This is a genomic window from Enterobacter sp. 22466 (assembly GCF_052044775.1).
GTDB lineage: Bacteria > Pseudomonadota > Gammaproteobacteria > Enterobacterales > Enterobacteriaceae > Enterobacter > Enterobacter dissolvens.
Window position 1 is genome coordinate 181,083 of the sequence record NZ_JBQENX010000002.1, and the last position, 19,352, is coordinate 200,434.

16 protein-coding genes and 1 tRNA gene are annotated in these 19,352 nt (G+C 53.0%); 6 read left to right on the top strand and 11 right to left on the bottom strand.

Annotated features, from left to right (window positions below; all coding sequences use genetic code 11):
* Nucleotides 1-42: 42 nt before the first annotated feature.
* Nucleotides 43-1,230, bottom strand: a complete 1,188-nt coding sequence (locus ACTJJI_RS07540) for a NupC/NupG family nucleoside CNT transporter (RefSeq protein WP_013098187.1) — start codon at nucleotides 1,228-1,230, stop codon at nucleotides 43-45.
* 350 nt (nucleotides 1,231-1,580) lie between these two features.
* On the opposite strand from ACTJJI_RS07540, the gene ACTJJI_RS07545 reads away from it, so the two are divergent.
* The gene (locus ACTJJI_RS07545) at nucleotides 1,581-2,819 is read left to right on the top strand and encodes an Nramp family divalent metal transporter (protein WP_194515733.1); all 1,239 of its coding nucleotides are present in this window, start codon (nucleotides 1,581-1,583) and stop codon (nucleotides 2,817-2,819) included.
* Nucleotides 2,820-2,853: 34 nt separating this feature from the next.
* On the opposite strand, the gene ACTJJI_RS07550 is transcribed toward ACTJJI_RS07545, so the two are convergent.
* Both ACTJJI_RS07550 and ACTJJI_RS07555 read right to left on the bottom strand, forming a co-directional pair.
* Nucleotides 2,854-3,216 carry a DUF2502 domain-containing protein gene (locus ACTJJI_RS07550; protein WP_050861133.1) on the bottom strand — a complete coding sequence of 121 codons (363 nt, stop codon included), beginning with the start codon at nucleotides 3,214-3,216 and terminating at the stop codon, nucleotides 2,854-2,856.
* A 125-nt stretch (nucleotides 3,217-3,341) separates the two neighbouring features.
* Nucleotides 3,342-4,340 (bottom strand): aldo/keto reductase, encoded by a 999-nt coding sequence (locus ACTJJI_RS07555; RefSeq protein ID WP_063411684.1) that lies wholly within the window; start codon nucleotides 4,338-4,340, stop codon nucleotides 3,342-3,344.
* A 184-nt stretch (nucleotides 4,341-4,524) separates the two neighbouring features.
* Between ACTJJI_RS07555 and ipdC the strand changes: the two genes are divergently transcribed.
* The gene (gene ipdC / locus ACTJJI_RS07560; RefSeq protein WP_046888253.1) at nucleotides 4,525-6,183 is read left to right on the top strand and encodes an indolepyruvate decarboxylase; all 1,659 of its coding nucleotides are present in this window, start codon (nucleotides 4,525-4,527) and stop codon (nucleotides 6,181-6,183) included.
* Here the strand turns inward: ipdC and ACTJJI_RS07565 are convergent, their stop codons facing one another.
* The gene (locus tag ACTJJI_RS07565) at nucleotides 6,184-7,419 is read right to left on the bottom strand and encodes an ion channel protein (protein ID WP_334751879.1); all 1,236 of its coding nucleotides are present in this window, start codon (nucleotides 7,417-7,419) and stop codon (nucleotides 6,184-6,186) included.
* 205 nt (nucleotides 7,420-7,624) lie between these two features.
* Here ACTJJI_RS07565 and glk point away from each other — a divergent pair, with 205 nt between their 5' ends.
* The gene (gene glk / locus ACTJJI_RS07570) at nucleotides 7,625-8,590 is read left to right on the top strand and encodes a glucokinase (protein ID WP_014832812.1); all 966 of its coding nucleotides are present in this window, start codon (nucleotides 7,625-7,627) and stop codon (nucleotides 8,588-8,590) included.
* 31 nt (nucleotides 8,591-8,621) lie between these two features.
* On the opposite strand, the gene ACTJJI_RS07575 is transcribed toward glk, so the two are convergent.
* Together ACTJJI_RS07575 and ACTJJI_RS07580 are read right to left on the bottom strand one after the other, a co-directional pair.
* Complete coding sequence (locus tag ACTJJI_RS07575; protein WP_014832811.1) at nucleotides 8,622-9,353, bottom strand: LytR/AlgR family response regulator transcription factor; 732 nt, start codon at nucleotides 9,351-9,353, stop codon at nucleotides 8,622-8,624.
* A gap of 13 nt (nucleotides 9,354-9,366) precedes the next feature.
* Nucleotides 9,367-11,064 (bottom strand): sensor histidine kinase, encoded by a 1,698-nt coding sequence (locus tag ACTJJI_RS07580; protein ID WP_050861136.1) that lies wholly within the window; start codon nucleotides 11,062-11,064, stop codon nucleotides 9,367-9,369.
* Nucleotides 11,065-11,450: 386 nt separating this feature from the next.
* On the opposite strand from ACTJJI_RS07580, the gene alaC reads away from it, so the two are divergent.
* The gene (gene alaC, locus ACTJJI_RS07585) at nucleotides 11,451-12,689 is read left to right on the top strand and encodes an alanine transaminase (protein ID WP_014832810.1); all 1,239 of its coding nucleotides are present in this window, start codon (nucleotides 11,451-11,453) and stop codon (nucleotides 12,687-12,689) included.
* A gap of 52 nt (nucleotides 12,690-12,741) precedes the next feature.
* Here the strand turns inward: alaC and ypdK are convergent, their stop codons facing one another.
* A complete protein-coding gene (gene ypdK, locus ACTJJI_RS07590) occupies nucleotides 12,742-12,813 on the bottom strand; it encodes a membrane protein YpdK (protein WP_099458937.1) in 72 nt (23 codons plus the stop codon).
* 356 nt (nucleotides 12,814-13,169) lie between these two features.
* Entirely contained in the window at nucleotides 13,170-14,087 is a 918-nt protein-coding gene (lpxP, locus tag ACTJJI_RS07595) for a kdo(2)-lipid IV(A) palmitoleoyltransferase (protein WP_014832809.1), read from the bottom strand.
* Between the two features lie 315 nt (nucleotides 14,088-14,402).
* Between lpxP and ACTJJI_RS07600 the strand changes: the two genes are divergently transcribed.
* Nucleotides 14,403-15,782: a diguanylate cyclase gene (locus ACTJJI_RS07600; protein ID WP_047361133.1), complete on the top strand. Its 1,380-nt coding sequence runs from the start codon at nucleotides 14,403-14,405 to the stop codon at nucleotides 15,780-15,782.
* An 11-nt stretch (nucleotides 15,783-15,793) separates the two neighbouring features.
* On the opposite strand, the gene ACTJJI_RS07605 is transcribed toward ACTJJI_RS07600, so the two are convergent.
* Nucleotides 15,794-15,865, bottom strand: a tRNA-Arg gene (locus ACTJJI_RS07605).
* 75 nt (nucleotides 15,866-15,940) lie between these two features.
* Nucleotides 15,941-16,870, bottom strand: a complete 930-nt coding sequence (locus ACTJJI_RS07610; RefSeq protein WP_014832807.1) for a formate/nitrite transporter family protein — start codon at nucleotides 16,868-16,870, stop codon at nucleotides 15,941-15,943.
* A gap of 315 nt (nucleotides 16,871-17,185) precedes the next feature.
* Here ACTJJI_RS07610 and mlaA point away from each other — a divergent pair, with 315 nt between their 5' ends.
* Nucleotides 17,186-17,938, top strand: a complete 753-nt coding sequence (gene mlaA / locus ACTJJI_RS07615) for a phospholipid-binding lipoprotein MlaA (protein ID WP_013098159.1) — start codon at nucleotides 17,186-17,188, stop codon at nucleotides 17,936-17,938.
* 45 nt (nucleotides 17,939-17,983) lie between these two features.
* Here the strand turns inward: mlaA and fadL are convergent, their stop codons facing one another.
* Complete coding sequence (gene fadL / locus ACTJJI_RS07620; protein ID WP_014832806.1) at nucleotides 17,984-19,306, bottom strand: long-chain fatty acid transporter FadL; 1,323 nt, start codon at nucleotides 19,304-19,306, stop codon at nucleotides 17,984-17,986.
* Between the last annotated feature and the right edge of the window lie 46 nt (nucleotides 19,307-19,352).

Consider the following 19,352-nt stretch of genomic DNA (forward strand, 5'->3'; position numbering starts at 1 on the left):
AAACCGGGAGCCAGGCTCCCGGTTCTTATTTAACGCGACGCGTTACAGTACCAGTGCTGCGATAGAGGCAGACAGTACGCTCACCAGCGTTGAGCCGTAAACCAGTTTCAGACCGAAGCGAGAAACGACGTTACCCTGTTCTTCGTTCAGACCTTTAATCGCACCGGCGATAATACCGATGGACGAGAAGTTCGCGAAGGAAACCAGGAACACGGACAGGATGCCTTCAGCACGTGGAGAGAGCGTGCTGGCAATTTTCTGCAGATCCATCATCGCAACGAATTCGTTAGAAACCAGTTTGGTTGCCATGATACTGCCCACCTGCAGCGCTTCGTGAGCAGGTACACCCATCACCCAGGCAACAGGGTAGAAGATGTAGCCCAGGATGCCCTGGAAGGAGATCCCCAGCACCGCGGCGAACAGGGCGTTCAGGGCAGAAATCAGAGCGATGAAGCCGATCAGCATGGCGGCAACGATAATCGCCACTTTGAAGCCCGCCAGAATATATTCACCCAGCATTTCGAAGAAGCTCTGACCTTCGTGCAGATTCGCCATCTGCAGGTTCTCTTCGCCTTCCTCAACACGGTACGGGTTGATCAGTGACAGCACGATAAAGGTGCTGAACATGTTCAGTACCAGAGCAGCAACCACGTATTTTGGCTCCAGCATGGTCATATACGCACCCACGATTGACATGGAGACGGTAGACATTGCTGTTGCGGCCATGGTGTACATACGGTTACGGGACATCTTACCGAGAATATCTTTATACGCGATAAAGTTCTCAGACTGGCCCAGAATCAGGGAGCTGACGGCGTTGAACGATTCCAGTTTACCCATTCCGTTAACTTTGGAGAGTACGGTACCAATGGCACGGATCACAATCGGCAGAACACGAATGTGTTGCAGAATACCGATTAGCGCAGAGATGAAGACGATTGGGCAAAGTACTTTCAGGAAGAAGAACGCCAGACCTTCGTCGTTCATTTTACCGAAGACAAAGTTAGTCCCTTCATTGGCGAATCCGAGCAGTTTTTCGAACATTTCGGAGAAGCCTTTTACGAAGCCAAGCCCCACGTTGGAGTTCAGGAAGAACCACGCGAGTAAAACTTCAATAACGAGAAGCTGAACAACAAAGCGAATGCGGATTTTTTTACGGTCATGGCTGACCAGTAACGCAAGCGCAGTAACGACAACGAGTGCCAGGACAAAGTGAAGGACGCGGTCCATATTTGCTCCAAATATGAGGCAGGTTTAATTTTCGTGCACATTCTATGTAACAAGCGAAAAGAAAACGAGATCAAGGACACACTATAGTTACATCCTGTGACGAGTCTCAAAAATAGTGATCCACAATACATTTTCGTTATGTTAGGTAAATGAGTGAAAAGTTAAGTTTGTGTGCTAGTCTTCACAAAAGAGCGCGCGATTTCGGTTTCTGTTAGATCGTCCTCCGCTTACCCGCCCGTCTATCGTTCAAAGCTATCAGAGAAATCACCGTAAGCTTTACAAATAATCTTGATAATCATTCTCATTTTGATAGCATTAAACATAGCAAAGGCTATATTTCAGAGGCAGAAATGACAAACAGTCGCGTTGAGGGTAGCAGTGGCAGAGCAGCACGCAAGTTGCGGTTCGCATTAATGGGACCTGCGTTCATTGCTGCCATTGGTTATATCGATCCAGGTAACTTTGCGACCAACATTCAGGCCGGGGCCAGCTTCGGCTATAAACTGCTGTGGGTCGTTGTCTGGGCTAATCTGATGGCCATGCTGATTCAAATGCTCTCGGCCAAACTGGGGATAGCTACCGGTAAAAACCTGGCCGAGCAGATCCGCGATCACTATCCGCGTCCTGCCGTATGGCTGTACTGGATCCAGGCTGAAATCATCGCGATGGCAACTGACCTCGCCGAATTCATCGGTGCGGCAATTGGTTTCAAACTGATCCTCGGGGTATCGCTGTTGCAAGGGGCCGTGCTGACCGGTATCGCCACCTTCCTGATTCTGATGCTGCAGCGTCGGGGGCAAAAACCGCTGGAAAAAGTCATTGGCGGCCTGCTGCTGTTTGTCGCTGCGGCCTATATTGTTGAACTGATTTTCTCACAGCCTAACCTGGCGCAGCTCGGTAAAGGGATGGTGATCCCGAGTCTGCCGACCTCTGAAGCCGTGTTCCTCGCCGCCGGGGTACTGGGGGCGACCATCATGCCGCATGTGATTTACCTTCACTCCTCGTTAACCCAGCACCTGCACGGTGGGACGCGTAAAGAGCGCTATTCGGCAACCAAATGGGATGTGGCTATCGCCATGACGATTGCCGGTTTTGTGAATCTGGCGATGATGGCTACTGCCGCCGCCGCTTTCCACTTTAATGGCCACACCGGTATTGCCGATCTCGACCAGGCCTATCTGACGCTGGAGCCGTTATTGAGCCATGCAGCTGCGACCATATTTGGTCTAAGCCTGGTGGCGGCAGGTCTCTCCTCCACGGTGGTGGGAACACTGGCCGGGCAGGTGGTCATGCAAGGGTTCGTTCGTTTCCATATCCCGCTGTGGGTGCGTCGTGCCGTCACGATGTTGCCGTCATTTGTGGTGATCCTGATGGGGCTGGACCCAACACGCATTCTGGTCATGAGCCAGGTGCTGCTGAGCTTTGGGATCGCACTTGCGCTGGTGCCGCTGCTGATTTTTACCAGCAACAAAGACCTGATGGGCGAACTGGTTAACACTACGATGGTGAAACGGATCGGATGGGCTATCGTGGTCGTGGTAGTGATGCTGAACCTGTGGTTACTGATAGGCACGGCATTGGGGTTATAAAAGAAAAAGGAGCCGGGAGGCTCCTTTTTTATGATTAGTGTCGGCCGTGGCCGTGGCCGTGGCCATGTCCACCGCGACCTTTACCGCCGCGATCCCAGCCGCCACGGCGGTCATCACGGTCGTTCCAGCCTTCGCGATAACCACGCTCGTAGGCGTTGTTTTTATACCAGCCGCGGTGCAAACCATTATCATGTTTCCACCAGCGGTCGCCGCGCCACTCATAGTGACGGTGCCAGTAGTCACGGTCGCGCCAGTAGCCACCGTCCCAGTATCTGCCGTAGTCGTCACGATCGCCAATTTGTAATTTTACTGATGGCAACAGGGTGATTTCGCCAGCAGTGGCGACCAGCGGGGCCGAAGCCAGTAATACCGCTGCAAGAATCAGTGACCTGAACATACTCTTCTCCTTCACGATCGGGGCCTTGTTGGGCCTGTTAACGCAATTTTACGAGTTGGTAAAGGCTCGTTTCATCGCCTCAACTCCGAATTCAGACGTGATAGCACTTTTTGCTAAAATAGGATTTATTTTGCGCTATTCAGGATCCCGTCAATGGTGGTCAGCTCTTCCGCCGTGAAATGGCGGTTCTCCAGCATGCCCACTGCATCGTCTATTTGCCCGGTTTTACTGGCGCCAATCAGTACGGAAGTTACCGCCTCGTGGCGTAAAATCCAGGCCAGCGCCATCTGAGACAGCTTCTGTCCCCGGCTTTCTGCCAGCGCGTTCAGTCTTCTGACTTTTTCCAGTTTCTCCTGGGTTATCTGATCCGGATTCAGGAACTTGCTCCCGCTCGCGGCACGGGAGTCTGCCGGAATGCCGTTCAGATAACGATCGGTCAGTTGCCCGCCCGCCAGCGGCGAGAACGGAATGCAGCCGACCCCTTTTTCCTGCAAAACGTCCAGCAAACCCGCTTCCGGCGCACGTTCAAACATAGAGTATTTCGGCTGATGGATCAGACATGGTGTGCCAAGGTCATTGAGGATGTCGATAGCCTGACGCGCCAGCGCCGCAGGGTAATTGGATAGGCCGACATACAGGGCTTTCCCCTGACGCACCAGATGGTCAAGCGCTTTCATTGTCTCCTGCAGCGGCGTTTCCGGGTCAGGACGGTGGTGGTAGAAGATATCGACATACTCCAGCCCCATACGTTTCAGACTTTGATTCAGGCTTGCGATGAGATATTTGCGCGATCCCCAGTCACCGTAAGGGCCGTCCCACATGGTGTAGCCCGCTTTCGTCGAGATGATCAGTTCATCGCGCCACGGCAGAAAATCTTCCTGCAAAATGCGGCCGAAATTGCGCTCGGCGGAACCGGGAGGCGGACCATAGTTATTGGCAAGGTCGAAGTGTGTGATACCAAGATCAAACGCACGCTGTAAAAGTTGACGGCTGTTTTCGATAAGCGTGGCGTCACCGAAGTTGTGCCAGAGCCCAAGAGAGATGGCGGGTAATTTAACGCCACTTTGCCCACAGCGACGATACAGCATTGTCTGATAACGGTTTTTATCTGGCTGATAACTCATGCTCATGACCTCTGGCGCTAAAAAGAAATAACCGTGTATACGTTTACACTCATGCGAAAAAAAAGAGCATAGCGCAGCCGTTTTTGTAAAGCATTCTTTCCATGACCTTCTTTCTGTCATTTCTGGACAGCCATCACGCTTATTTAATACTCAAAGTGAGGTCAACGTCAGAAGGACACCTGTTATGCGAACCCCATACTGCGTCGCCGATTACCTGCTGGACCGTCTTACAGATTGTGGTGCCGATCATCTGTTTGGCGTGCCGGGCGACTATAACCTGCAGTTTCTCGACCATGTCATCGACAGCCCGGATATCTGTTGGGTGGGCTGTGCTAATGAGCTAAACGCATCTTATGCCGCTGACGGATATGCCCGATGTAAGGGCTTTGCTGCGCTGCTGACAACATTTGGCGTAGGGGAGTTAAGTGCCATGAACGGCATGGCCGGCAGCTTTGCCGAACATGTTCCGGTGTTACATATTGTGGGGGCACCGGGTACGGCCTCACAGCAAAAAGGGGAGTTGCTGCACCACACGCTGGGTGATGGTGAGTTCCGCCACTTCTACCATATGAGTGAACCGATCACGGTCGCACAGGCGATCCTGACCGAACAAAATGCCTGCTACGAAATCGACAGAGTGCTCACCACCATGCTGCGGGAGCGCCGTCCCGGCTACCTGATGTTGCCTGCCGATGTGGCTAAAAAATCGGCTACGCCGCCTGTAAGCGCTCTCACTCTCAAACCGGTTCATGGCGATAATGCCTGCCTGAAAGCGTTCCGTGATGCCGCCGAGAGCAGGCTGAAAACGAGCAAACGTACTGCGCTGTTGGCCGATTTCCTTGTCCTGCGCCACGGTCATAAACATGCGCTGCAAAAATGGGTGAAAGAGGTGCCGATGGCACACGCCACCATGCTGATGGGCAAAGGAATATTCGATGAACGGCAGGCCGGTTTTTACGGTACGTACAGTGGCTCGGCGAGTGCTGGCGCGGTAAAAGAGGCGATTGAAGGCGCAGATACGGTGTTGTGCATCGGGACACGATTTACCGATACGCTGACCGCCGGCTTCACGCATCAGTTAACCCCGGCGCAAACGATAGAAGTTCAGCCGCATGCCGCCCGCGTCGGTGATGTCTGGTTTACCGGGATCCCGATGCTTCAGGCGATTGAGACGCTGATGGATCTGTGCAAACAACACGTGCACGATACGCCTGTACCGTTGTCTCAGAGCGCGATGGCCTACCCGCAGACGGAGGGCTCACTCACCCAGGAGAATTTCTGGAGCACGCTGCAAACCTTTATTCGCCCGGGTGACATCATTCTTGCCGACCAGGGCACTTCGGCCTTCGGGGCGATTGATCTGCGTCTGCCTGCAGACGTGAATTTCATCGTCCAGCCGCTGTGGGGCTCCATTGGTTATACCCTGGCCGCGGCGTTTGGTGCGCAAACCGCCTGCCCGAACCGGCGCGTGATTGTACTCACCGGTGACGGTGCCGCCCAACTGACCATTCAGGAAATGGGATCGATGCTGCGTGATAAACAGCACCCCATCATCCTGGTGCTTAACAACGAAGGGTACACGGTAGAGAGAGCCATCCACGGACCGGAACAGCGCTATAACGACATTGCTTTATGGAACTGGACCCAAATCCCGCAGGCACTGAGCCTGGATCCTCAGGCGCAATGCTGGCGGGTCAGTGAAACGGAACAGCTGGCGGACGTGCTCGAAAAAGTGGCGCACCACGAACGGCTTTCGCTGATTGAGGTGATGCTACCAAAGGCGGATATCCCGCCGCTGCTGGGGGCGATTACCAAAGCGCTGGAGGCGCGTAACAGCGCCTGATCACTTGTCGTTACGCCAGGCCATCAACATCGGTTTGCCCGCCAGCAGGAGCCAGGCGGGCAACATCACGATGCAAAGTAACGGGATGAGGGTGGTATCCGGAACCACCACTGCGGCCATAAACAGGCTCAGCCAGGCATCGCGCGTCACCACCAATACCAGCCCCAGAATAGAGCAGGAGACAGTAATCGCCGCCGGCACTGCATCCACATGTTCATGCAGCATCAACCCCAGCGCGACGCCGACAAAGACCGCCGGGAAAATCCGTCCGCCACGAAAACCGCACGCTGCCGCCACCACCAGTGCCGCCAGCTTTATCAGCGCAAACAGCAGATAATCGGACACGTTAAACACCTGACTGAAGGCCAGCTGCTGCATCTCATCCAGACCTTTAAACAGCGTGACCTTACCGCCGATGGCCCCCAGAATGCCGAGCATCAACCCCCCGACGCCGAGGATCAATACCGGATGTTTGAGCTTATGCACCTGGCGGTGCAGACGCGGCAGACACCAGACCGCGATCATCCCCAGCGCAATGGCAATAGCGACCACAACCGCACCGCTAAAGATATCGGCTATCTGCATCTGGCCGTAGTGGGGAAGGGAGAGCGAGAAGTGCGGATTGAAAAACAGGCTGGTGGTGAGTGCGCCGGCCGCGGCGGCCATCAGTGGCGCAAAGAGTTTATCCCAGAGCGGGACGTCGTTATTGCTGGAGAGCGTTTGCGAGAAGATCAGCGCGGCCGCGACCGGCGTGCCGAAGAGTGCGCCGATGGTGCCTGCAGACGCCAGAATCGTCCAGTCCAGGGCTCCGACCCGGGGCAAAATGCGTGAACCGAGAAATACCGCCAGGCCAATATTGACCGCCATGATGGGATGCTCTGGCCCCAGGCTAACGCCGCCCGCCAGACCAATAATTAACGCGATAATGAGCCCAGGCAGCGCTGCAGGTGCGACCGGGGCACCAATCAGCGGTTCTAGCGCCGGATCCGGCCCGGCATGCCCTGGGCTAAAGCGGATCACCAGACCCACCGCAACGCCCGTGAGGGTCAGCATCATAATGATCCACGCCGGCGAATCAACGTTGATACCCATTTGAGCCGGAAGCGCTGTCCATAACATCGTTTGCACCACCGAGGCGACTTTCATCACGACGATAAGTACCAGGCTTGAGACAATACCAATAATTAAGGCCGGGATTGCCAGCAACAGCATGGTTCTGGCTCGCGGGTGGAGCATGATAATTTCCTTGTACAAAAAGGTATTACGTTACTTTGCACAATCAGCATTGTGGCAATAGTGCAAAAGGTGCTGAAACGGTAAAGTTATTCTGTGACGAAGATCGATAATCCCGGGGCATTCACCTTCCGGTCGTTGTTGTTATCACGCCTTGAATTTACAGTGTTCCAAAGATTTATTCTGACTTTAGCGGAGCAGTAGAAGAATGACAAAGTATGCTTTGGTAGGAGATGTGGGCGGCACGAACGCGCGCCTGGCATTATGCGATGTAAGTAGCGGTGAAATTTCCCGGGCGAAAACCTATTCAGGCCTGGATTACCCCAGCCTTGAGGCCGTTGTCCGCGTCTATCTGGAAGAGCACAAGGTCAGCGTTGACGATGGCTGTATTGCTATTGCCTGCCCGATTACCGGCGACTGGGTCGCGATGACCAACCATACCTGGGCATTTTCCATCGCCGAGATGAAAAAAAACCTCGGCTTTGCACATCTGGAAATCATCAACGACTTTACGGCGGTGTCGATGGCTATCCCCATGCTGAAGCCAGAGCACCTGACTCAGTTTGGCGGTACCGCACCGGTAGAAGGCAAGCCGATTGCCGTTTACGGTGCCGGTACGGGTCTGGGCGTTTCGCATCTGGTGCATGTCGATAAGCGCTGGGTGAGTCTGCCGGGTGAAGGTGGCCACGTGGACTTTGCACCGAACAGCGAAGAAGAGGGCATTATTCTGGAAGAGCTACGCGCTGAGATCGGCCACGTGTCGGCTGAGCGCGTGCTTTCCGGTCCTGGGCTGGTGAATTTGTATCGGGCGATTGTGAAATCTGACGGCCGTCTGCCGGAAAATCTGCAGCCGAAAGACGTGACCGAGCGCGCACTGGCAGACAGTTGCATCGACTGCCGTCGCGCACTGTCGCTGTTCTGCGTGATCATGGGGCGTTTTGGTGGCAACCTGGCGCTTACGCTCGGCACCTTCGGTGGCGTTTACATTGCCGGTGGCATTGTGCCGCGCTTCCTGGAGTTCTTCAAAGCGTCAGGCTTCCGCGGTGGGTTTGAAGACAAAGGACGTTTTAAAAGCTACGTGCAGGACATTCCTGTTTACCTGATTGTGCACGACAACCCGGGTTTACTTGGCTCGGGCGCCCACCTGCGTCAGGTGCTCGGCCAGATCCTCTAAAACCCAGCCCCTCTCTTGCGGGAGAGGGGATTTACAGATGCATTAACTGTCGGAACTCTTTGACCTTGCTGCGGCTCACTGGTACCTGAAAATCAAGATCCTTCAGGCGCAAAATGTAGGTGTTGTTAAACCACGGCTCGATCTCGCGGATCTTGTTTAAATTCACGCAAAACGATCGGTGACAGCGAAAGAAATGCGCTGTCGGCAGCTTGCTGCAAAACTCGGTAATGTTCATCGCCATCACGTACGATTCCCGCCGCGTATAGACAAACGTCATCTTTTCATGGGCTTCGGCATAATAGATATCGTTAACCGGCGTCACGATGATACGTTCATCCTTCACCAGATTGATGGTGTCATTCTCACGTACTGTCGGGCTTGCGGTGACAGGCGCGGTTTGCTGTTGCCACGCGGCCTCCAGCTTTTGCAGCATGGTGATGATGCGCGACTCCTGGTAAGGCTTGAGGATATAGTCAAACGCCTCCAGTTCGAAGGCTTCAACGGCGTGCTCTTTCCAGGCGGTGACGAAAACAATGAACGGTTTATGGGCAAACTGATTGATGTTTTGCGCCAGTAATACGCCATCCAGCGACGGAATGTTGATATCAAGAAAAATGGCATCAACGCGGTTATGCTGTAAAAACTTCAGCACGTCCAGGCCATCGTCAAACGTGCCCACAATCTCCATCTGACTGTGCGTTTTGATAAGCCAGCTCAGCTCCTGTTGAGCCAGAAACTCATCTTCTACAATGATCACTTTCATCGGTTACTCCGGCTTAAGGTAACAGGGACGTTGATGCATGAACGGGAGAGCGTTCGTTCGGGATATAAAAGGCGATCTCGGTGCCCGGTTCAAGGCGCTTAATATGCAGCCCGTCGCCGTACAGGAGCTTGACCCGGTGGTGGACATTCAGCAGCCCAATCTTATTCCCCGGCATCTCGTTGGCCTCAACGCGCTCAATGACTTTAGGATCAATTCCGTGGCCGGTATCGCGCACGGCAATCCGCACGCGGTTGCCGCTTTCGGTCACGCTGATGGTCACCACCCCTTTCCCTTTACACGGCTGGATCCCGTGGACGATGGCGTTTTCAACCAGCGGCTGGATCAGCAGGCTTGGGATCACACAGTTGACCTCTTCATCAATATCGTAAATGACCGTCAGTTTGTCGCCAAAGCGCGCCTGCTCAATCGCAATGTAATCCTTGATCTGATAAAGCTCTTTTTTAATGTCGATCTGCTCGTCGTCTTTCAGCTCGATGTTGTAGCGCAGGTAGCGCGACAGATTGAAAATGAGCTGACGCGCGGTATCCGGGTTCAAACGAATGGAAGAGGAGATAGCATTCAACGCATTGAACAGAAAATGAGGATTAATTTTACTCTGCAGCGCGCGCAGCTCTGCCTTATTTGCCATCTCGCGCAGCTGTTCCGCACGGGAGACCTCCAGCTGGGTAGAGATAATCTGCGACAGCCCGATGGCCATCTCCTGCAGGGAGGAGGTGATCTGGTGCGCGTGGCAGTAGTAAATTTTCAGGGTTCCCGTTACCACGCCTTTCTCCCACAGCGGGATCACCAGCATGGAGTGGATTTCCGGGGTTCTGTGGGCTTCATCATTGTTTTTAATGATGATTTTACCGTAATTGATCGCCTGTCGGGTGGTCGGGCTGATGGTGTCATCGCTGTCCTGATAGTTATGCTCACCCACGCCAACATAGGCCAGGACATGATCGATATTGGTAATGGCGACGGCATCGGCATGAATATCGCGACGGATAATGTCGCAGACCTGCCGTAAGGATTCAGCATTAACATGGCGGAAGAGCGGCAGCGTTTTGTTGGCGATGTCGAGCGCCAGCTTGGCCTGACGTGCGGCGCTGGCCTCTTTCTCCCCTTCGACGCTTTGTACCAGCAGCACGATAAAACCGATGCAGACGCTGCCGAGGATCATCGGAATACCGATCTTAGAGACAATATCCAGCCCCAGCGCGATAGTAGGGGCCCAGACGACCACCAGAACCATGGTCAGCGTTTCGCACAGCATGCCCGCGATGATCCCGGCGCGCCAGTGCTGTTTTTTCGGTATTTTGCGGTTAATCCAGCCAGAAAGGACACCGGCAATGATGCTGGTGATAAAACAGGGCACCGCCGTCACGCCGCCAATATCTATCAGGTAACGATGTGTCCCGGCAATCAGGCCGGTAATAATGCCCACCCAGGGGCCAAACAAGATCCCGCCGGACATCACGGCAATAACCCGCACGTTAACCAGCGACCCTTCTACCGGCACTCCGGACCAGGTACTGAACAGGGCGAACAGTGAAAAGATGGCGGTAACGGCCAGCAGCTCTTTTGCCGAGTGGGCGGACTTGTGCAACAGTTCGCGAAACAGGCGAATGCGAATGAGGAAAAACAGGCAAATCAGCATTAATGCCGCACGGTCAAAAACCGCCAGCAGCATATCGAATATTTCGTGCACGAGTCGACCAGCGAAAAGAGGAAAGCCTAATGATAAAAAACCTGACGCCTGTTGACCAGCTATCCGTCGGGTTTATCAAATGAGGAAAAACCATAATCTTCAAAGGGGATTGCAGGCGAGTTCCTGAAGATTCCAGATTTTTTACTCATGGAGAACGTCAAGGTAACGGCTTTGATATCATCATGTTAAATACTGGGTGTTAAAATTGCGTAATGAGCAGGAACGCTTCCGCTTTCGGTATCAGAGGGTTCCCGTTTTTAACGCAACATCTTTTTTTTGCGTTCCCCCTCGACAGCATGTTTTTTTTCAGGTTATTTTCTAAACACGCCACATCGGTGGCAGCGTCGCTCGGACGGTCCGGGCGCTAACGTTATTCTGAGGAATCTATGGCTGAATTCAGTCCTGAACGCCGTTTTACGCGTATCGATCGTCTCCCCCCTTATGTTTTCAATATCACTGCTGAACTGAAGATGGCTGCGCGTCGTCGCGGCGAAGACATTATTGATTTCAGCATGGGTAACCCTGACGGCCCAACGCCTGCGCATATCGTTGAGAAACTCTGCACGGTCGCCCAGCGCCCGGATACGCACGGTTACTCCACGTCTCGCGGCATTCCTCGATTACGTCGTGCGATCTCCCGCTGGTATCAGGATCGCTATCAGGTTGATATCGATCCGGAAAGTGAAGCCATTGTCACCATTGGCTCGAAAGAGGGGCTGGCGCACCTGATGCTGGCTACGCTGGATCACGGTGATACGGTGCTGGTGCCCAATCCTAGTTACCCCATCCATATTTACGGCGCGGTGATTGCCGGCGCGCAGGTTCGCTCTGTGCCGCTGGTGGAAGGGGTCGATTTCTTTAACGAGCTGGAACGTGCGATTCGTGAAAGTTATCCGAAACCGAAGATGATGATCCTCGGTTTCCCGTCGAACCCAACGGCGCAGTGCGTGGAGCTCGATTTCTTCGAGAAAGTGGTCGCGCTGGCGAAGCGTTATGACGTGCTGGTCGTACATGACTTAGCCTACGCCGATATTGTGTACGACGGCTGGAAAGCGCCTTCCATCATGCAGGTTCCGGGCGCACGTGATGTGGCGGTGGAGTTCTTTACCCTGTCGAAAAGCTACAACATGGCGGGGTGGCGTATTGGCTTTATGGTGGGTAACAAAACGCTGGTGAGTGCACTGGCGCGTATTAAGAGTTACCACGATTACGGCACCTTTACCCCATTGCAGGTGGCCGCTATCGCCGCGCTGGAAGGCGATCAGCAGTGTGTTCATGATATTGCCGCCCAGTATAAACGCCGTCGCGATGTGCTGGTTAAAGGGCTGCATGAGGCTGGCTGGATGGTGGAAATGCCGAAAGCGTCAATGTATGTCTGGGCAAAAATCCCTGAGCCTTACGCGGCGATGGGGTCACTGGAGTTTGCCAAAAAGCTGTTGCAGGACGCGAAAGTCTGCGTCTCGCCGGGCATTGGCTTCGGTGATTATGGCGATACCCATGTACGGTTCGCGCTGATTGAAAACAGCGACCGTATTCGTCAGGCGGTGAGGGGCATTAAGAGTATGTTCCGCGCCGACGGGCTTCTCGCATCAAAGAGTGCCGCTGAACAGCACGAATCTTCATAACATAAAAAAACAGGAGCCAACGGCTCCTGTTTTTTTGACTGCATGTTCTTCGCTAGATCATCAGGGCGAAGGTTCCGGCCCACACTAAAACAATCACCGAAATGCCCATAAAGAAATATTTCACGTTTCATCGCTCCGCGTATCTTCTGGTACGCACTTAAAAACAGAGTCCACCTGATTATAGAGAACTGACATTTGCCTGAGACGGAAATGAGAATTATCCCGTTACGATGCAAACTCCAGCTCAGAATTCTGTGCTTTCCTGTTGCCAGACGGCGCTAATGTACGCCTAAAAAAGAGGGGTGACAAGAGGCATTTTTTAAATACTTTCCGTAACTTACGAGTGTCGTGGAACGGCGACAGTTTGATTTCAGAGCGCAATAAATCCGCGTTGAGCGACGGCAAGAAAAGACAATTACTCAGGGTGATTACAGGTGATTGAAAAGGTTAGTTTCTTAGCGAAACTAACCTTTCTACACATTAGATATAGAGAGACGCTTCGCCAAGCGGCCGCGTTTTGAAACGGCGATGCATCCACAGATACTGTTCCGGCGCGCGCATAATTTCGGTCTCGATCACTTTATTGATGAACGCCGCGGCTTCACATTCGTTTTCCGGATAGTTAGCCATCTCCGGTGAGATGTGCAGACGATAGCCAGACTTATCAACCTTTCTCACCATTGTCACGGTCAACATCGCGGCACCTGACAGACGTGAAATCACAAAAGTGCCGTTGGTGGTGGCGACATTTTTAACCGCAAAGAAGGGCGCAAAACTGCTGCCTTTACGTCCGTAGTCCTGATCGGGGGCAAACCAGACGGCTTCGCCTTTCTTCAGGGCGCCGACCATACCGCGCAGATTGTTACGGCTGATCATCGCCTTGTTGGAACGCATGCGGCCACGCGTTTGAACCCATTCCATCAGCGCGCTGTTGTGCGGGCGGTAGGTAGCCATCATCGGCTGACAAAGCCCCATCACGCGGCCGCCCAGTTCCAGCGACATAAAATGGACACCGACAACCATCACGCCGCGGTTTTGCATTTGCGCGCGTTTCAGGTTTTCGAGACCTTCAACGTCAAACCATTTGCGGACGCGCTCATCAGGCCAGAACCAGGCCATGCCGGTTTCAAGCAATGCCATGCCGATAGATTTAAAGTTCTCGGCAATCAATGTTTCGCGCTGCTGCGCATTATACTGGGGAAAGCACAGTTCGAGATTTTTACGGGCAATAGATTCACGACGTTTGAGGAAGTGGCGGGATGCGCTGCCGAGCTTAGAACCCAGTACACGAATGACAGGGTATGGGAGTTGAACCAGCAGCCAGAGAACGCCAAGACCAAACCATGTAAACCAGTAACGCGGGTGTAAAAACTCACGTTTGAATTGGGATTGAGACAAAATAGTGAACCTATGTAAAGCCGGTGAAAGTAACGCATAAAGCGATACCACGTGCCAATTAGACCGTTGGACAAGGTCATGGTTGCAGGCTTTACCGATCTTTACGGCGTTGCCTGACCACTGCTGACGTTGGGTGGGCGGCGTAATGTAGCACCGTTATACGATATGTGCTATTACTCGTTTTTGATTAAAAAAGCGACAGCTGGAAAGGGTGTTGATTTTGTTGCTGTTGTTGATTGTCACGCATGCCAGACGGTGAATCTGAGCGCTCAATTTATGCCGGGCAAGATAACGATCTTCTCCTGGAGGGTGTAAATGGAAACCTATTTACAAACCGTAAGGGATGAGTGGATTCAGTTGATTAATGAAACGGATCCCCTCGTTCATCAACTTACTGCGCAACTGGCCAGCGATCATGCTTCTGGTCTGATTACGGAGTTTTATCGTGTTGTACTGGCCGATCCCCACGTAGCGGAGTTTCTGACCACTGAACAGGTTGAAAGGCAACTGCAGGAGGCGTTGCGCCGTTGGCTTGTTGATGTTCTCTCCTGTCGGGTTGAACAGGTTGATGAACAGATACGGGCTCAGCAGCGCGCCGCCGACGTTCACGCCCGAATAGGTATCTCGGTCGACCTGGTTGAGATGGGTTTCCGGATCCTGAAAAAGCTATTATTACCCCTTATTAATGCCACACCACACCCTTCTGAGACCAAGTTAAGCATCTATCACTACGCCATTAACAGCATTGATCTGGCCATGGAGGTGATGTCGCGCGCCTATGTCTTTAGCGAGAACAATGCGGCAAAAGAAGATGAGAACTATCGAATCTTCTCCCTTATGGAAAATGCGGAAGTCGAGAAGGAGCGGCAGACCGCCGCATTACTGACGTGGGAACTGTCGCTGCTCTATAAAGTGATGCTGGATTCCAGCATCGACAACAGCCGGCCTCTCGGGCAGTCCGACTTTGGGCTGTGGTTCAGTCATAAGGGACGTCACTATTTCAGTGGTATTGCCGAAGCAGGGCATATCTCTCGTCTTATACAGGAGTTCGACGCGGCTTTTCATGACGTTCGTCAGACAGACGATGCCCTTCACGACAGACTGCGCCAGGTGCAATTTTTGCGGCTGACGCGAACGACCTTCTCGCAAATCGTGACCCTGCTGCATGAGCTATTTGATGAGGTTGCCCGCCATGAGGTAGGTGTGGATGTGCTCACGCGTCTGCTCAACCGTCGCTTTCTGCCAACCATTTTTAAACGTGAAATTACCCAGGCAAGTCGTTCTGGTTCGCCGCTGTCGGTGTTGCTGATTGATGTCGATAAGTTCAAGCAAATCAACGATACCTGGGGGCACAACACGGGAGATGAAATATTAAGAAAGGTTGCCGGGGCGTTTTATGACAATGTTCGCACCTGTGACTATGTCTTCCGCTACGGCGGAGATGAGTTCTTGATTGTGCTAACGGAAATCACCGAAGCCGATACCCTGCGCATTGCCGAGCGGATCCGCCGACGTGTGGAAAAAATTAAGGTTCATTCCCCGACAGGCGAGCCAATACCGTTGTCGCTTTCGATTGGTGCGGCCATGTTTAATGGTCATCCTGACTACGAACGTCTGATTCAGGCTGCGGATGAGGCGTTGTATGGGGCAAAACGACGGGGGCGAAACTGCGTGGAGTTATGGAAAGCGCAGTGATGTTTCTAAAGTGTCCCCTGCAGGAATCGAACCTGCAACTAGCCCTTAGGAGGGGCTCGTTATATCCATTTAACTAAGGGGACGAGGCGGCACGAGTATAGCGTTATTTACACTTTGCGTTAAGCGCATTGCCGCCCGACTGCTCAAAGAGTCACCATTCAGGCCGATTTTTTTGCCGCTTTATCATCATTTTCCCGCGCTTTCAGTTCGGCTTTACGCTTGTTAGACATGTCGTTACGGATCTGGGCATGACTCAACAGTGCAAAAATAAAGGTTCCGCCGCAGATGTTGCCTGCAAGCGTGGGCAGTGCGAATGGCCAGAAGAAATCGCTCCAGTGAAGGGTGCCATTAAATACCAGATAGAGGATTTCTACCGTACCCACCACGATATGGGTGGTGTCGGCCAGCGCAATCAGCCACGTCATTAATATGATCACCACAATTTTGGCGCTGCCTGCGGAAGGGAACATCCAGACCATTGTCGCGATAATCCAACCAGAGATAATCGCATTAGAGAACATTTCTACTGGCGTGTTTTTCATCACATCCATACCGATTTTCACAAACGCATCCCGGGTGGGTTCATCAAAAATCGGCATATATTCAAAGGCCCAGGCGGCGATACCCGTGCCGATAAGGTTGCCCAGCAGGACAACGCTCCACAGGCGCATCAGTAAGCCAAAGTTACCCAGGGTCGGGTTTTGCATGACCGGCAGAACGGCGGTGACCGTGTTTTCGGTAAAAAGCTGCTGGCGGGCCATAATGACGATGATAAAGCCGAAGGTGTAGCCCAGATTCTCCAGCAAAAAGCCACCGGGTACACCTTCAAGCTGCACATGGAAAATGCCCTTTGCAAGTAGCGATGCCCCCATGGAGAGGCCTGCCGCGATAGCGGACCATAGCAGGGCCATGGCATCGCGCTCCATCTCCTTTTCCCCATCCTGACGGATATGTTCATGGATCGCCATTGCGCGGGAGGGAAGGCGATCTTCATCAATCTCTATCTTTTCACCGCGCTCTTTTTCCTCGCTCTCAATTTCAAGTTCTTCATTGCTCTCGCCAATTTTCTCTTCGCCCACGTCTTTCATAACCGCTCCAGTTGGGTGTTCTTTCTTTTAAGCGTAGCGGCTTTTAATGAAATGCCCGTGGGGATGCTCTTAAAGTGAGGGTAATGGCAACAAAGGTGAGACATCTCATTCAAAGCCATTATAAAATTGCCAGCGAAACGAATTCTAAAAGCCAGGCTATGCTGAGATCAGAGTGACGGTGGTTACTGCCCGTAATTGTGCTCATAGACATCGGTAAACGTGCTGATACAATCACTTGCACGTTTACAGACGGAGCATCAAATGCTCCGTTACGGATGGCAATCAACGATAGCCATACTGAACAGGGAGAATTTTATGAAACTTCGGCTGTCGGCGCTTGCGCTGGGCGCGACGATGCTTGTGGGCTGCGCCAGCTCCGGGGAGCAAACGGGACGCTCCGATCCTCTCGAAGGATTTAACCGCTCAATGTATAGCTTCAACTATAACGTGCTGGATCCGTATGTGGTTCGCCCGGTGGCGGTTGCATGGCGTGATTATGTTCCCCAGCCTGCGCGTAACGGGTTGAGCAATTTCACCAGTAACCTTGAAGAGCCAGCGGTGATGGTCAACTACTTCCTGCAAGGCGATCCGTATCAGGGGATGGTGCACTTTACTCGCTTCTTCCTGAACTCCCTGCTGGGGATGGGGGGCTTTATCGATGTCGCCGGCATGGCGAACCCGAAACTGCAGCGTGAACAGCCGCACCGCTTCGGGAGTACGCTGGGTCATTATGGCGTCGGTTACGGCCCTTACGTTCATCTGCCGTTCTATGGCAGCTTTACCGTGCGTGATGATGGCGGTGATATGGTGGATACGCTGTATCCGGTTCTTTCGTGGCTGACCTGGCCGCTGTCGATTGGTAAATGGACGGTAGAAGGGATTGAAACACGTGCGCAACTGCTCGATTCAGACGGTCTGCTGCGTCAGTCTTCCGATCCATACATCATGGTGCGTGAAGCCTACTTCCAGAATCATGACTTTATTGCCAATGGTGGCAAGCTGAAGCCGGAAGAGAATCCAAACGCGAAGGCAATCGAGAACGAATTAAAAGATATCGATTCGGAATAAATAAAAAAGGTGAGCGATGCTCACCTTTTTTGATCCCTGCGCGAATTAGAACGCGTAGTTGAAGTTCAGGCCATACAGCCAGGCTTTACCTTCGGAAGAGAACTCATACGGACCTTCCTTGAAGCTGACTTTTTGACCGTGCATGTACGAAACACCCGCATCGACGGAGGCATCTTTGTTGAATGCATAGGTCGCACCGGCGCTCAGCCAGAAGCGGTCCTGATCCGGAATAGAGATAGAACGTTTGTCTGCCGGAACCGGGCTATCATCGAAGGCAATACCGGTACGGAACGTCCAGTTGTCATCCATGTAGTAAGTGGTACCCAGTGCGATGCGGTAGGCATCACGGAAGCTTTCATCTTTATAGAACAGCGTGTCGCCTTTGCTGTTGGTCGCTTTCAGCTCCTGGAACTGGCTCCAGCTGGTGTAGGTCAGGCTATAGTGAATCGCCCACTGTGGTGCCACGCGGTTATAACCGGACAATTCCCACATTTCCGGTAAGTGCAGGCTCAGAGAACCGCCAGTGGTACGGCCATCGGTGCCCATTGGCAGGCCGAAGGTGCCGAGGATCTGGTTATAAGCAGAAGGCAGGCTGCTCTTGTAGTCGCCGTCAAAGTCGATTTTCACTTCGGAACGGTAGGTGAAACCGTAACGGTTGTTTTTATCGAGTTCATAAAGGATACCGGCGTTCCAGCCAAAGCCCCACTCGTCACCCTTCAGATACGCGATCTGGGTGTCTGCCGGGATCCCTGCAACCTGTTGTGCCAGAGGCGGCGGCAGTGCGCCGGAGCCCGCAACGATTTTGCCGAGATCGCCCGCGTAACGTTCGATTTTCGCTTTAGCGTAAACGGCATCAAAGCCAACGCCGAAGCTCCAGTTACTGTTCAGACGGTAAGCACCGCTCAGGTTCAGGTTCAGGGTCTCAAGGTCGGTCTTACCGCCGTAGGCGCCTGCTGCGTAGTCGTTATTAAACTCGGTCGCTAAACCATAGTTAGAGGTTACTGATGCACCCCAGCCAAACTGGTCGTTGATTGGCGCGACGAAGTGCAGGTTGGGCACCCATGCCGTTGGCGCGATGTTATCGGAATTCAGGCTGGCTCCGCTCGGGGAACGGCCCGTAATATCCACACCCGGATCAACAAAGATAGCGCCCGCTGAGAACGTTGGGCGATCAAACATCATGATCAGCGCAGGGTTACGACTGGCGTTACCTGCATCATCAGCAATTGCACCTTCCCCGGAATACGCACGGCCAAGGCCAGAGGAAGAAAATTCGTTTAACTGGAAGCCCGCTGACCAGGCGGACGTAGAGACGATTGCCACTGCGACTGCCAGCGCAGTCTTGTTGAACAGGGTTTTCTGGCTCATGACCATAACCTCATTGAGTTATTTTTATTCAATAATTGTTACATAC

Coding starts and splice junctions, on each gene's coding strand:
- ACTJJI_RS07540 (WP_013098187.1), bottom strand. CDS start 1,230: ATGGACCGCGTCCTTCACTTTGTCCTGGCACTCGTTGTCGTTACTGCG.
- ACTJJI_RS07545 (WP_194515733.1), top strand. CDS start 1,581: ATGACAAACAGTCGCGTTGAGGGTAGCAGTGGCAGAGCAGCACGCAAG.
- ACTJJI_RS07550 (WP_050861133.1), bottom strand. CDS start 3,216: ATGTTCAGGTCACTGATTCTTGCAGCGGTATTACTGGCTTCGGCCCCG.
- ACTJJI_RS07555 (WP_063411684.1), bottom strand. CDS start 4,340: ATGAGTTATCAGCCAGATAAAAACCGTTATCAGACAATGCTGTATCGT.
- ipdC (WP_046888253.1), top strand. CDS start 4,525: ATGCGAACCCCATACTGCGTCGCCGATTACCTGCTGGACCGTCTTACA.
- ACTJJI_RS07565 (WP_334751879.1), bottom strand. CDS start 7,419: ATGCTCCACCCGCGAGCCAGAACCATGCTGTTGCTGGCAATCCCGGCC.
- glk (WP_014832812.1), top strand. CDS start 7,625: ATGACAAAGTATGCTTTGGTAGGAGATGTGGGCGGCACGAACGCGCGC.
- ACTJJI_RS07575 (WP_014832811.1), bottom strand. CDS start 9,353: ATGAAAGTGATCATTGTAGAAGATGAGTTTCTGGCTCAACAGGAGCTG.
- alaC (WP_014832810.1), top strand. CDS start 11,451: ATGGCTGAATTCAGTCCTGAACGCCGTTTTACGCGTATCGATCGTCTC.
- ACTJJI_RS07600 (WP_047361133.1), top strand. CDS start 14,403: ATGGAAACCTATTTACAAACCGTAAGGGATGAGTGGATTCAGTTGATT.
- ACTJJI_RS07610 (WP_014832807.1), bottom strand. CDS start 16,870: ATGAAAGACGTGGGCGAAGAGAAAATTGGCGAGAGCAATGAAGAACTT.
- mlaA (WP_013098159.1), top strand. CDS start 17,186: ATGAAACTTCGGCTGTCGGCGCTTGCGCTGGGCGCGACGATGCTTGTG.
- fadL (WP_014832806.1), bottom strand. CDS start 19,306: ATGAGCCAGAAAACCCTGTTCAACAAGACTGCGCTGGCAGTCGCAGTG.